General features: G+C 32.2%; 14 protein-coding genes. 1 reads left to right on the forward strand and 13 read right to left on the reverse strand.

Features of this window, described 5'->3' with window-relative positions:
* Positions 1-27 precede the first annotated feature (27 nt).
* Both hisC and I6U48_RS05885 read right to left on the reverse strand, forming a co-directional pair.
* Entirely contained in the window at positions 28-1,140 is a 1,113-nt protein-coding gene (gene hisC / locus I6U48_RS05880) for a histidinol-phosphate transaminase (RefSeq protein WP_218319480.1), read from the reverse strand.
* 2 nt (positions 1,141-1,142) lie between these two features.
* A complete protein-coding gene (locus I6U48_RS05885; protein WP_218319481.1) occupies positions 1,143-2,423 on the reverse strand; it encodes an ATP-binding protein in 1,281 nt (426 codons plus the stop codon).
* Positions 2,424-2,799: 376 nt separating this feature from the next.
* On the opposite strand from I6U48_RS05885, the gene I6U48_RS05890 reads away from it, so the two are divergent.
* Positions 2,800-3,003 carry a hypothetical protein gene (locus tag I6U48_RS05890; protein ID WP_218319482.1) on the forward strand — a complete coding sequence of 68 codons (204 nt, stop codon included), beginning with the start codon at positions 2,800-2,802 and terminating at the stop codon, positions 3,001-3,003.
* Positions 3,004-3,087: 84 nt separating this feature from the next.
* On the opposite strand, the gene I6U48_RS05895 is transcribed toward I6U48_RS05890, so the two are convergent.
* The 11 genes from I6U48_RS05895 to I6U48_RS05945 all read right to left on the reverse strand — a co-directional run bounded on the left by I6U48_RS05895 (position 3,088) and on the right by I6U48_RS05945 (position 14,296).
* Positions 3,088-3,390, reverse strand: a complete 303-nt coding sequence (locus tag I6U48_RS05895) for an STAS domain-containing protein (protein WP_218319483.1) — start codon at positions 3,388-3,390, stop codon at positions 3,088-3,090.
* 318 nt (positions 3,391-3,708) lie between these two features.
* Complete coding sequence (locus tag I6U48_RS05900) at positions 3,709-4,011, reverse strand: STAS domain-containing protein (protein WP_218319484.1); 303 nt, start codon at positions 4,009-4,011, stop codon at positions 3,709-3,711.
* Positions 4,012-4,052: 41 nt separating this feature from the next.
* A complete protein-coding gene (locus I6U48_RS05905; RefSeq protein ID WP_218319485.1) occupies positions 4,053-4,454 on the reverse strand; it encodes an ATP-binding protein in 402 nt (133 codons plus the stop codon).
* The gene (locus I6U48_RS05910; protein WP_218319486.1) at positions 4,451-6,364 is read right to left on the reverse strand and encodes an MFS transporter; all 1,914 of its coding nucleotides are present in this window, start codon (positions 6,362-6,364) and stop codon (positions 4,451-4,453) included. Before I6U48_RS05910 ends, I6U48_RS05905 begins: the two co-directional genes overlap by 4 nt.
* On the reverse strand, positions 6,354-8,477 hold the full coding sequence (locus I6U48_RS05915) for a SpoIIE family protein phosphatase (RefSeq protein ID WP_218319487.1): 2,124 nt from the start codon (positions 8,475-8,477) through the stop codon (positions 6,354-6,356). Before I6U48_RS05915 ends, I6U48_RS05910 begins: the two co-directional genes overlap by 11 nt.
* Positions 8,478-8,493: 16 nt before the next feature.
* The gene (locus I6U48_RS05920; protein ID WP_218319488.1) at positions 8,494-9,432 is read right to left on the reverse strand and encodes a D-alanine--D-alanine ligase family protein; all 939 of its coding nucleotides are present in this window, start codon (positions 9,430-9,432) and stop codon (positions 8,494-8,496) included.
* 90 nt (positions 9,433-9,522) lie between these two features.
* On the reverse strand, positions 9,523-10,032 hold the full coding sequence (locus tag I6U48_RS05925) for an RNA polymerase sigma factor (RefSeq protein ID WP_218319489.1): 510 nt from the start codon (positions 10,030-10,032) through the stop codon (positions 9,523-9,525).
* Between the two features lie 390 nt (positions 10,033-10,422).
* Positions 10,423-10,680: a hypothetical protein gene (locus I6U48_RS05930; protein WP_218319490.1), complete on the reverse strand. Its 258-nt coding sequence runs from the start codon at positions 10,678-10,680 to the stop codon at positions 10,423-10,425.
* Positions 10,681-10,781: 101 nt separating this feature from the next.
* Positions 10,782-11,735: a GNAT family N-acetyltransferase gene (locus I6U48_RS05935; RefSeq protein WP_218319491.1), complete on the reverse strand. Its 954-nt coding sequence runs from the start codon at positions 11,733-11,735 to the stop codon at positions 10,782-10,784.
* A 79-nt stretch (positions 11,736-11,814) separates the two neighbouring features.
* On the reverse strand, positions 11,815-12,075 hold the full coding sequence (locus I6U48_RS05940; protein WP_218319492.1) for a hypothetical protein: 261 nt from the start codon (positions 12,073-12,075) through the stop codon (positions 11,815-11,817).
* 37 nt (positions 12,076-12,112) lie between these two features.
* The gene (locus I6U48_RS05945) at positions 12,113-14,296 is read right to left on the reverse strand and encodes an NHLP bacteriocin export ABC transporter permease/ATPase subunit (RefSeq protein ID WP_218319493.1); all 2,184 of its coding nucleotides are present in this window, start codon (positions 14,294-14,296) and stop codon (positions 12,113-12,115) included.
* Positions 14,297-14,331 lie beyond the last annotated feature (35 nt).

A 14,331-nucleotide genomic window follows, 5' to 3' on the forward strand; every position in this document is an offset into this window, starting at 1 on the left:
TCCTTCTTTATTATAATCTTGGATAGCTTAAATAATCTTTCTCAGTGCTCTAACAAAGCCTTCCATCACAGACAGACTGTTCAGTGTCACTCTGATATAATTAGGATATCGAAAACCAGTCATGGTACGTACCATGTAACCTAAATTCATGAGTTTACGATATGCCAGCGTATCGCTGAAGGGTAAACGAATCATTATATAATTACCTTCACCCGAGACATAATGCAGTCCCATTGACTCTAATTCCTTTTTTAAATATTCCTTAGATTCTTTTATTAATGCCTTAGTCCTTTTAATATGACCGCCATCATCCTCTAAGGCTGCAATAGCCGCTTCCTGTGCCAGAACATTTACTGAGTATACAATACATGTACGACGAATTACATCTACAATATCAAGGTTTCCTGCTAAGTATCCAATACGAAGCGCCGCCAATGCATACATTTTAGAAAAAGTACGAAAGACAACCAAATTAGGATATTCATCAATTAATTGCATTGCATTTGGAAAATCCTCTGCCTCGGCAAATTCAGCATAAGCTTCATCTACTACTACAATCTGGCGCCCATTTACCCTATCAAGAAAAGCCCTTAACTTTTCTTCATTCCAGTAACTTCCTGTAGGATTATTTGGATTGCATACAAAAATAATTTTCGTCCTTTTATCTACTGCTGCTAGCATAGCTTCATCATCAAAGCCATAGTCCTTTAGAGGCACCAATCGACTTTCAAAACCTGAAAAGTCCGCCACCCACTCATAAACAGCAAAAGTTTTATCTGCAGTTATAATATTGTCTCCTTGCTGACAGAATGCCTTTATTACAAAAGCAATAACTTCGTTAGCACCGTTACCTACTATAAAGGAATCCGGTGAAAGCCCGTAAATTTCACCTAGCCGCTGCCTCAAATGATAAGCATCACCACTGGGATAAATAGCCGCTCTCTCTGGCAAAAAACTTCTGATTGCTTCTAAGGCCTTAGGTGGAGGACCAAGTACATTTTCATTATTGTTCATTCGGTATAAAAAGGAACAATTATACATTTGTTTTAATATATCATCAGGTTTACTAGGAATATACGGCTCAATTTTATTAATATAAGCTGGTACTAGCTCTTTAAGGGGAGGAAACTTGCTTGGCATATTTATTCGCCTCCCTCATATTCAAATACAACAATATCGCCCTGTCCACCACATGGTAACAGGAAGGAAGGCTCAAATCCCACAGTCTTAAGATCTACTGCTAAAATAGATTCTAGTTCTTTTCCAGTATCCAGTTCAAAAAATATATCTTTAAATCCCTGTTTTTTTAAAGAAAAAATATATTCTTTTAATACGTTCTGTGCATCTTCCCCAACCACCAAAGTTGAAAGAACAGCCTGTTTTTGATTTTTATCCACTGACACTGAAAATACAGAATAAGCTTCTCTTTTTTCACCTGCCGCTTTAACAGAAATGATACTGCGTGGCAGAAGAAGACGTTCATAGGATTTCTCTACAAAATCCTTTAATGAAGAATCAACAAAAACCACCATCCCTGTATCCTCTTCTAGTTGACGATACATAGCAGTATTATTTTGAGCTTGTACTTTTTTAAATACAGGCATACCTAACTCTTCAAAATAGCCCTTAGGAGTTTCCTTTGTTGGTTTTCTAATAACTATGCCACTAACACTGGAACGAGCTAATTTTTCAAGAACTTTCTCCACTAGATCTGCTGCTAATCCCTCTTTAAAAACATATGGACCATATGCTTCAGCCAGCTTGCCGCTGACCTTCCACAGCATACCGCCGCCTACATTACCTTTATCATCAACAGCCACTACTGTCTCATATTCACTGCTATCTACCATATCAACAACCTTGCCAGGAAATCGGAAGAAATCTGGAGCTTCTGTGTCATAAAAATTGATTACCTGCTGAGCAAACTGTTTTAAATTCTCATGTCCACCACTATTAATCTTATAGTTTGCCTCAGGAGGCATTGACAATTTGTTCACCATTTCAGGGTATTGTTTTTCAACTAAAAAATATAAGCCCATTTCCTTATCCTGCTCCATTACAAGCTTAAAGCAATCCACCATTCGGGCTGTCAATAATATACCCATCTCCTCTAGGAATTTCTCATCTTCAACATTAGCTGCAGCGGTTCTATTCATGACTCTTGTTGGCAGTGAATGAGGTGAAATAAAGCAAGCAATTTCCACATAATATCCACCTGACCTGGCAGTCAAACGCATAGTTTCTCCTTCTTTTGCCTGTGCCGCAATAAATACAAAAAGCTCTTCGACCGCTAACCCAAGTCGCTTACTTCTCATGTCATCTAATCCAAATGCTTTAGCCGCACTTTCAGCAAAACCTGTGGCCAAAGGCAGCATTTCCATTACAAGTAATGTTCTAAGTTCAACCTCTTTATGCTCTTTCATACCAACTCTCCTTTATCTTTGATTATTAATTCATAGTTTATCTCCTTGATATATGAATGGTTTCAGTAATTGCAAGCATTTAAATCCTTTAACATAATAAACAGTTTGAATTACATTTATAAAAATTATGTAATTTCATAAATTGCTTTCTTAATTTTTATATACGACACACTTTTAAATGTAGCTCAAAAATAAAAAGAGAGTTAGAAAAAATTTCTTTCTCTCTTTTTATTTTTAATCTATATCAGAAATAGCAATTCTATAATACTTATATTTCAAAAGATATTCAAATATTTTTATTTTTAATATTTTATGAGCTATTATTCTACTCCTTTCGTATATACAAATAGAGTTAAAATTGTAGGAGGTATCTAATATGTCAATAGAAAATAAAAAGTTAACTGAAAATGCAAAGGAAATGAAGCTTTCAGATGAGCAGTTAGAACACATAGCTGCAGGAAAAAAGCATAAACACCCTTACGATGGTCATCCTCACATTGAGGAATATGGTTATGTTTTTTACTGCACAGCACCTGGAATTGCAATATGGAACTTCTTTCAAAGTGATATGAAATCTTAGACAATACAAAAAAGCTAGGCTATAATTACATTATTTTAAAGCCTAGCTTTTTATATCTTGTCCATCATATAATATTCAAATTTTTTACTCAATGTTCAATATTCCTGAAAAACCTGTCACCTCAAATACTTCCTTGACAGTTTCATTTGCATTAATTATTTTCATTGTTGCAGCAAGTGCATTTATTTTCTTTTGTGCTATAAGAAGCACCCTAAGACCTGCACTGCTTATATAGTCTAATGCCTCAAAATCAAATACAAGGTTTATTTTTCCCTCCTGAAATACTTTTTCAAGCTCTTCTCCAAGTTTACTACTAGTTATTGTATCAAGTCTTCCAGAAAGTGCTAGGGTTACTACATCTTCGTTTTTAATTTGTTTTATCTCCATAAATAATCCTCCATCCTTTTTTGATTAAGTTTTATTAAGGCTTTTTGCTTATTTAGAATTTTTATACCAATTAATTCCTCTTTCTTCCTCATATAATTATAATATATAAATTATTTACCTACAAGGTAATTGTATTGTTATAGAGTTTAAGAGTCTCTCACCCTAATTTATACTCAGGTATATGCTGTCCAAAAGGAATAAAACTTTCAGAAGAACAATTGGGTTAAATGAGCCTAACACTTTTAATGTAAATAAACAGAACATATGCTGGATTGCTATGCATATGTTCTGTTTTCATTTTTGTGCTCTATAACTTTCTTATTCAATGTTCAATATTCCTGAAAAACCTGTTACATCAAATACTTCCTTAACAGTTTCATTTGCATTGATTATTTTCATTGTTGCAGCAAGTGCATTTATTTTCTTTTGTGCTATAAGAAGCACCCTAAGTCCTGCACTACTTATATAATCTAATGCCTCAAAATCAAATACAAGATTTATTTTTCCATCCTGAAATACTTTTTCAAGCTCTTCTCCAAGCTTACTGCTTGTTACAGTATCAAGTCTTCCAGAAAGTTTTAAGGTTACTGCATCTTCGTTTTTGGTTTGTTTTATCTCCATAATAATTCTCCATTCTTTTTGATTAAATTAAATATATACACCTACTCAATTCCCTTCCGTATAATCAAAATGTTCTTATTATCAACGTTCTTATATTCAACACTATCCATAATTTTTTTTACCATAAAGATACCTAGTCCCCCAATCTCTCTTTCCTCTATAGACTTTGTAATATCGGGGTCTATCTTTTCAATAGGATTATACGGTGTTCCTTTATCTTCAAATTCAATTATAACTTCATTATCCACTGCCACACGAATAGTAACTGGTCCAACTTCAGGTTTATATGCATAACTTGATATATTCACAAAAATTTCTTCAATGGCAATATCTATTTGAGTCTGCACCTTCATGCTGCAGTCATAAGTTTCCAGTTCAGAATTCACAAAATCCATTACCATATCCAAGTTATCAATAACTGCATCTACAAACAATTCTTTCATGAGCTTTCCCTCCATCTAAATAATTTTCCTGATTTACTTATTAAAACATAAATTACTACAGCTAATGCAAATGTAATTCCCAGTATAGCTACACCTCTAAAGTCTCCACCCATAAAGGATAATCCAAAAGCTATAGGGCCTAACATTGCAGCAAATTTCTTTATAATACTTATATAAGATAATGCTCGGCTTTCACCTAACTGCTTCACAATTCTAAGATTTAAAAAATAATTATTTTGTGCTACAAAGCCAAAGCTATCAGCAACTCCTAAAGCCATTACTGCAAGCATTGCTGGAACAAATCCTCCCACTAATCCAAATAATATTAGTGCTAGGGAAAATATGACATTATAGGCTATATTCCATCTAAATAAATTTGGATATTTATTTAAAAACCTTACAATATAAGGCCCAACATACACAATTATTAATCCATATATAAGCTGTGAACGTCCAATATCCGAAGTCATTTTTCCTATATTGGTAAAGTATATAGGCACATAATAGTCAATATATGAACCTAGAATACAAGAAGGCACAATCATGAGTATAATGAAAAATGTTATATTTACAACACCCTTAAGGTCATATTTTTCACTAATCGAATTTCCAACTTCTTGTTTTTCCAGCTCTTGTCTTTGATAAGTTGCATTTTCAAGTCCTAATACTGCTGCAGTACACACTAATGTAAGAGCCGAAGCAGTTATAAGCACTGGTACATATCCTATTATATCTGCCAGAATAGAACCAAAAACTGCTCCACAATTAATTCCTGCATAAATCCCTGCATTTAGCATTGCAAAACAAATACTTTTATCATTATCATTGCTAGTAAAAAGAGCAAAGTTTCGAAGAGTCATCCAACAAAAGCCATATCCAAATCCCACAATTCCTCGAGAAATAATAAATAATGCTATATTAGTAGAAAATGCACTCATAAGCGTTCCTAGAGCCACTACAAATAAGCCACCAACAAAGGAAAGTTTCCAACCCTTTTTTTCAATGATTATTGATGTAGCAAAAATCGCTACGCAAGTTAATAAAAGTTCAGCAGATTGAGGTATTCCAGCTAGTACATTGCCTTTAAAACCAAAAAAACTTCCACCTAAATTTTTTGCCATAATTGTTATAAAGGTTATTGCCATTCGAGAAGAAAAGTAGAATAAAAAAGCTATTTGCCTTACATACCTTACCATTTTATAAGAACTTTTTCTCCCCTTTACCTCTTTATCTTCAAATTTATCTTCAATAAATTTAATTATAAAAATAACAAGTTCAAAAGTTAAGATAACAGAAGCTATAAGCACAGTTAGTAAATCCAAAAGAATTTTTCTAACCATCTTTTTTTGGTATTCCTCAGAGATATCCATAACAACGGTTAAATTTCCGTTGGGGAACCGATAGGATTTCAATGGATCAACCTCTATGTTTTTCCCAATTTGGGCTTTGTCCGTGGAATTCTGCACAATATTTTTTTCATTAATAATATAAACTGAGCTTATTTCATCAGAAGTTTTCACCTTTTTAATGTCAAAGTTATCTGCAGGCATTTGGGATTTCATATTAAGAAAAATTCCTTTTGCTTTCTGAAGTGATTCATTCTCAAAATCCAGCTGTTTAAAAGAATATGTAGCAAAAGCAAGAGTTATTTGAATAATACAAATAACAGTTGTTAACATTAAAATTATCTGATTTTTTTGCATGCTGCCATCTTCATTAAAAATCTCTCCAAAGAAGATAAATAACATAAGAGCAACAACCGCAAAACCACTTAAAATTACAAGTGTTATATTAAGTGTAACTTGTGTTTTTATTGGTTGTCCTTTATTAGTTATCCATAAAAATAGCACTATAATTAAAATAACACCTAAAGTAAGAACTGCAAGACACTTTCGCTTTTTAGTCTCCATAATTTACACTACCTTTTTTAATTTTCAATGCAAGCATTGTAATATCGTCTGCTTGCTCTGCCCCCTCTGCAAATTTATCAATTTCATCTTTTATATACATTAACAGTTCATTTAAGGTACACTCTTTGCATTTATTGATATCTGAAAGTAACTTTTTATCGCTAAACAAGTCATTATTTCTATTTACCGCTTCTGTTACACCATCGGTATACATATATAAAAGATCGCCCTGCTCTAAAATAATCTTATCCTCTTTATAGGCTATATCCTCCATACCTGCTAAAACAAAACCAGGTTTAGTTTTTAACCATTGAAATTCCCCATTGGCTTTTTTAATTAGTGGTGGATTATGACCTGCATTTACATAAGTAAATTCTCCTGTACTAACCTCAAAAACACCCATAAAGGCAGTTACAAACATTGCTGCCGCATTATTTTCACAAAGCTGATTATTAACTGTTTCAAATACATACTTTGGAGTTTTAGCGTTCTGTGCATTGTTTTTAATAAGTGTTTTTGCAATCACCATAAATAAAGCAGCTGGTACTCCTTTACCAGATACATCAGCAATAACCACTGCTAAATGATCCTCATCTATAAGAAAGAAATCATAAAAATCTCCACCAACTTCTTTTGCCGGAAGCATAGTTGCATAAATTTCAAATTCCTCTCTATCTGGAAATGCAGGAAAAATACACGGTAACATACTTCCTTGAATTTTTGTTGCTACATCAAGTTCTGCACCTATTCTCTCTTTTTCAGCTGTTATTTTTGAAATATTTGCTATATATGTCTTCAAATCAATGGTCATTTTATTAAAGGCTGAGCCTAATTCTGCTATCTCATCTTTTCCCATAATGTCAATTTTAGTATCAAGCTCTCCTTCACCAATTTTTACAACCTTTGAAAGCAATAATTTTATAGGATTGGTAATGGTTTTTGATAGAAGATAAGAAAACACTAAAATAACCATGGCGGAAACTGCTAATATAATAACTAAGCGAACTAAAACATTACTAAGGGTTTTAGTAATATATGCTTGTGCCTGCGCTGTATATTGATCTATTTTCTTTTGAGTATCCACTGCTGGTTTAATAATTTCATCAGTCTCAACAACAACAGCCAAAGACCACTTTGTTGTTGGAAGTTTATAATATGCTATATAACAAAGCTTACCATCTACATGTGCAGTTGTTAAGCCTTCAGTACCATTTATAATTTCACTAAGGGCTTTAGAATAGTCCCCTGTGGCATCTTTTATTGACTTTGTCGTGTCAATCTTCTTATTATTAGGATGAGCTATAATATTACCTTTGTTATCAAGTAAAAATGCATATCCTGTTTCACCAATTTTCATTGATATTATATCATCCTGCATACTTTTAAGGGTAATATCAGTAGCTAAAACTCCTCGCAGTTTTCCATTTTCATCATAAAAGCTTTTAGCATTAGTAACACAAATTGTACCAAAAGAGTCTAAATACGTATCTACCCATATAGGCTCCCCATTACTTTCCATTGCACTTTTATACCATCCACGCTCTCTTGGATCATAATTAGGATCATATGTATTGTATTTTGAATACCGGTAGGAAATACCTGTATTTGTACCTAAATATACATTATCTAAAATAGAACTGTTCTTAAATATAGGCGCAATCATATATTCAGCGTTACTTATAAGAGATAGTTCTTTGTCAAGCTCAGGTGTATGTAAAACTCCAGGTGGCAGCATATATTTTGAGCTTTCCACTCCCATAACTGTGTCAGAAACCATTGGTAATTTTCTACCTATAAAGTTGTTTTCATTTTTATAAAGAGCTGTCATATACTCAGACATAGAAGTAGTCTCACTTTGCACTTTAGATAGTACTGCGTCTGACTTTAACGCTTGTTCTTTTACAATTTTAGTAATATACTCCTCAGCTTGCTTTTTAAGTGCTTCTTTTGACCTATCAGAAGAATTTATTCCAAGCTGTGTATTTGCATCTGTTGAATATTTCGTTAAATTCAGCATCTCTGTATATGAAACAACTGCAATGAAAAACAGTGAAGAAAGAGACACAATTAAAATAATGACAAGTATTTTAGTTCCAATTTTAAGATTCCGCATGGTTTATGCACCCCCTTTACAACTCATTTTCAACAATTATCTCTACTAAGTTATTAAGGGATATGCCATATTTTTCAGCAGCCTGAGGAAAAAAACTGTCATCAGGCGTTAACCCTGGTACTGCGTTTATTTCAATAAAATAAGGAATTTTTGTTTTCTCCTCAAGCATATAATCAATTCGCGCATAATTTTTTGCATTAAAAATTTTAAATACATCAATTGAAACTTTTTCAAGTTCCTTTTTTAATTGAGCTGATATTTCTGCTTCTTTTGCAGTGACTCTTTTATTACACAAAACAAGTTCCTCTTGCTCGCCAATTAAATTTTCACATAATAAGGTTGGTAGTGCTGTTGGTACTTTTTCTATTTCTAGTATTGAAGTTGTTACAAATTTTCCCTTTATAAAACGTTCAATTATTATTTCATCGTCAAACTTAAAGGTTTGTGCTATTTTTTCGTAATCCTCTCTTGACTGTATATATTCAATTCCATAACTTCCACCTTGGGTTATAGCTTTTGCCACAACTGGATAAGGCATAACTTTTTCTATTTCTTCTAATAATTCCTCTTTTGAAGTGGAAAAAAACTCCTGTTTATTCACATAAATAAACTCAGGTGTTCTGATACCATGGCAAGCACAAACTTTTTTACATATACATTTATCGTTAATTATAGCTGCAGCTGTAGCCTTAGAACCAGTGTAAGGCAACCTTAAATGCTCACAAATAGATTGCATGGTTCCATCACCATGATATTTGCCCTGTACCGCTATAAAAACTAATTGCGGCCTACTTTTTTGTAAGTTCGTGTATATGCTTTCATCGAATTCTAGTAAACTTACAACATGTCCATTTTCCTCAAGCGACTTTGCTATATACCCTGCATTTTGTGTAGAAATAGCACTTTCACTTGAAGTTCCTCCATGTACTACTGCAATATTCATCTTTCTATTCATTTCTTATTAACCCTCTTTTCTAACTACTAATTTCACTTTAATAATATATACGAATAGTTTTTAAAAGTAGCTCAATAATTTAAAATTATTTTATGCAGCTATAATCTCTCGAAGTTTTTTTAATCCTCTTATGTAAATTGAAGAAACAGTACTTTCGTTTATATCCATTCGTTTTGATATCTCACGGTTAGTAAGGCCTTCAAAATGTTTTAATACAATAATAAGTCTTGTCCTATTATCAATTTTAGTTAATGCCTTATATAATTCTTTTAGCATTTCATCCTCAATAAGCTTACACTGCTCCTCAAAATCTATTGAAGGATCTACATTATTTTCTTCATCATCTATTGATATATGTATTTTTCTTAACCTATAATAATCAATTAATGTATTTCTAACAATAGTAAATATCCATGTATTAAAATTTGCTTTTTTTGCATCAAAGCGAAATACATTCTCAGCAACCTTCAGAAAAATATCACTTACAATATCTTCAGTCTGTTCTTTACTTAATATACGATAAAATACATAATTATACACTCTGGGAAAATAATACTCATATATATTTTCAAGATTGTCTGAGTGAGAAAATTCATTCATATTTTATCCTCCTTTATTTCACTAGTGTTTAATCAACTGCAAATACTTTTACTTATATTTATTTATAGTAATTTATATAAGTTTCAAAAACGACCCATAATTTTCTAATAAATAACATTTAGAATTAATTGTAGCAATTTATTTAAATAATGTATATTGTACTTTGGTACAATATACATACTCTCATTACTCATAATAATTTATTTCTAACTTTGAAAAATAGAGACTGTATTATCTAAGTGTGTTTAATTTCAAAATATTTGTTAAAACAAAAAGAGATGTTTATAGCAATTTTTTAATTTACTATACGCACCTCTTTTTTGTTTTATAATAAATGTTGATTAGAACTTTATATCTTTTATTAAATCTATGCTTGTCTAGAGTTTAGTTTTATACTATTACGTCCATATCCCAACACGACGGACCTTTGTCACTTCCTCCAGAAACTGCATCAAGCTCATCATCTGATAGTGCACCACTTTTCGGTTGTAGTTTAGCAAATATTTCTTTAGCTTCCTCTTCGCTAATTGACATATTATTTCTACTTGCAAGAACTAAAATTTCTTCAACACTTTTACACTTTACAGCTTCCTTTACAATACTTTCTTTGTTTTCACCTAAATTTTCTAATAATTTTTGAATTTCCATATTATTACCTCCTGCTTTTTAATAATAAACTTTTAATCTAATTTTCCTAGACACTTATTTATACGAAGCACTTTTAATAGTAGCTCAAATTTTTATAAATTTTACTTAATCTCAAGCATATAAAAATTTTGTGTTTTTTTACTTTCAATAAATGGATTTAAAAATCCATTTACAAGACTAATCATTTCCTTATTTACATCAAGCACCATATAAGAAATCTTCTTATAAATATTTTGTAAAAAGAATTGTTCCATAAATTCCTGAAATGGAAGTAGAAATACACCTGTTCTCTTATATTTCAAAGCCACTGATAGCTGTTGAAACACTACTGTCTTTCCATCACTTGTTGTAACAATACAATAGGCAATCGGAATATCATTTTTTACAGCTATAAAACTTAATTCTGGTACAAGCCTATCGACTGGATTGTCTATATAATGTTTAAGATTTAATTCTTTTGGAAACTCTTCTTCTATTCTTTCCTTCAAATTATCTATAAGTCTCCCAGCCTTTGCAAATGAAACTGCACTAAAACCATGTCTTTCACTTCTAGCTATAAGCTTTTCTCCTTTTTTCTCCATAAACTCATGCCATATATTCTTAGTTTTTTCATCCCTAGTACACCTAAGAATTTTAGAAGTTGTTTTAATTTTAAAGCCACAATTAACCAACAATTTTTCTGCAATTATACTCTCCCTACTGCCCGCTTCAACTAAGTCTTCCTTTTCTTTATCATTAATTACAATTCGAGCCAATATACCTAAATCCCCTTGTTTCTTTGCATAATTAATAGCAGCTACTAATAATTCTTTACCAATACCCTTTCCGCGTTCTTCCTCTCTAACTAATAAATAATCAAGTTTAATATATTTAGCCTCACTTTTATTTAGAACACAAAAACCTAGTATATCACTATCTTCACCATCGGTATAAGCAGCAAGTAAACTTGTACCATTTATGCTCACTGCATTTCGCACATGATAATCCGAAAGAAGTGTTGAAAAAGTCCTGCATTTTAACATATACGTTAAAAATGATATTTCTTTTATTTCCATGCTTATCTCCACTCCTATTTAAACTCTACAATGCCTTAATATAATCCTATTTATTTAATTCCTTTTTTATTTTACTTCATCAAGAATTTTTTGTGTAATTAATTCTACAGCAATTTGTTTTACTATTACTCTCAATATAATTTTCACACTTTTTACACTTTCTATCGATAAATGGACATATTTCAGGTTTATTAGCTGCTGCAGATATTGAATCTAAATCGTCATCTGACAATTCTATTACTTCTCTCTTAGATTTTTCATATGCATACTTCATTTTCAGAAAAAGTTTATCCTTGAATTTAGCTTCCTTAGAAAAATCACATTTTATAAATCCAAACATTTTTTTACCTCCTTACAAGGTCTTGTATTATAAATTCTTAATCCACCGTTTGTCTAACTGCCATCTCATAAAACAATCCCTTTTTCTCCATCAGCTTATCATAGTCTCCTTCCTCTACAACTTTCCCATTTTTCAGAACTATTATTCTATTACAATGCCTTATAGTTGAAAGTCTATGCGCTATAACAAGTCTTGTACATTTCAATTCCGAAATACTATCTGATACCTTCTTCTGAGTAATATTATCAAGAGCTGATGTAGCTTCATCAAAAAACAGTATTTTAGGTTTTGATACAATGGCTCTTGCTATTAAAAGCCTTTGTTTTTGCCCTCCAGATATACCTCCGCTTCCTTCACTTAGCATGGTATGCATCCCCATAGGCATAGCTTTAATATCTTCCTCCATACCGGCCATTCTTGCTGCTTCCCAGGCATCATCAAGTGTTTTCCAAGGTGCGGTTACAATAATATTAGAAAAAATATCTCCTGAAAAAAGTTTTCCATTTTGAAGATCAACCCCTATACATTGCCTAACTGAACGTACATCTAGTTTCTCTATATCTTGTCCATCATAATAAATAGCTCCTGTTTCAGCTTTTTCAAAACCAAGCAGTAACCTCATTAACGTAGACTTACCACATCCAGTTTTTCCAACTACCGCCACATATTCCCCTGGACGAATCTTAAGACTTAGATTATCAATTATAGCTGGTCCATCTTTGTCATATCTAAAAGTAAGATTATTTATTTCTATACTCCCTGAAAGTGCTGTTACAATCTTTCTACTCTCAGTTAGCTCTGGAACAGTATCAAGTATTGGTTTAACCATCTCAATAATAGGTTTTATTGTGGCAGCAGTTAAAGCTACTCCTGAAAGTGACATTATAGCACCACTGACAGACCCATAAGCAGTATTAAAGGCTATATAATCAGCTACTGAAAGCTTATTTACTACTGCAGAGTAATATAAAAATATACTTCCACCAAAACTAATTGCTCCAGAAATTGTAGCATTAAGTCTTAAAAGCATAGGTGGAGAATATCTTAATCTTCCTTCCTGTTTATATACTTCAGCCCATTTTGCAAAAGCTCTTTTCTCAGCTCCTGCAAGCTTTATTTTTTGTATTCCGCTAAATAATGCAAAGACCATTCCTGATAATTTTGCTGATATCTTCATTTGATTTCTTGAAACCTTAAGCTGCACAAAGGTAGTTAGAACAGAGAAAATCAAGGAAATTAATATTATTAACATGCCCGGTGCTACAAGTGCTGGTGCAAAGCTTGCCATTTGAGCAATATAAACTAGTGAAAAAACAGCTGTCAATCCTGTTGTAAGTACTGCATCTGAAATTGTGTTGCAGAGTGAATTTATGTTCATTAAACGGTTGCTAAGTTCTCCAGCAGAGTAATCTCTAAAAAATGTTGCTGGTAATGAAAATAATCTCATCATAGCTGCAGATTCAATAGACATATTTAGCTTATCTCTAAATTTCCCAAGCACTATACTTTTTATTACTCCAAATAAAGTGCTAGCTATAACTGCACCCATTAACAGTGCTGCCACAGGAAATACATCACTCTTTGTACCCGAAGGTATTACACTTTCATAAATTTGCTTATTCATGTAAGGCAAAAATAATCCTAGTAATGAAACTAAAAGACTGCTTCCTAAAATAAGCACTATATCAGATAAATTTATACTTTTTAGCATGTAAATCCCCAAATCAACAATAGACAGTTTCTTAGCTGGAAATGGTCTATAAAATACAAATGCATCTGTATTTATATCTTTTGCTGTTTTTTTATTTACTTTAACTACCTTATTTGTTTTTGGGTCAGTATACTCATAACCCAAAATTTTTGATGGTTTAAGTACTATTGTTTTACCATCAATTGTGCTTCCAAGCATTATACCAATTGCATCCTTCCACCAAAAGCCAACAAGTTCCACTCTTCTTCGCATCACTCCAGATGGACGAAGCATGTACTCCATTTGTGCATTTATATCTTTAATGCTCTCTGGAACTTCTGGTATAACAGCTCCAAGTAATTTTAATACCTCTGAAATAGCAACTTTTGCTTCTTCTTCACTAACAGCATCACTAGTGCTATGTGACTTCTGTTTAATTATATCTGATAGGTGGCAGAAGGCACCTTCGAATAACTCCTGATCCATCTCTCGTCGTTGTTTTATTTGGTCATCAAAAATGTTAAAACTCATTTAGACACCACCATTTTCCTTATTATATATTTTTT

The sequence above is a fragment of the Clostridium thailandense genome (assembly GCF_019207025.1).
In the GTDB taxonomy this organism is placed as follows: Bacteria; Bacillota; Clostridia; order Clostridiales; family Clostridiaceae; genus Clostridium_AM; species Clostridium_AM thailandense.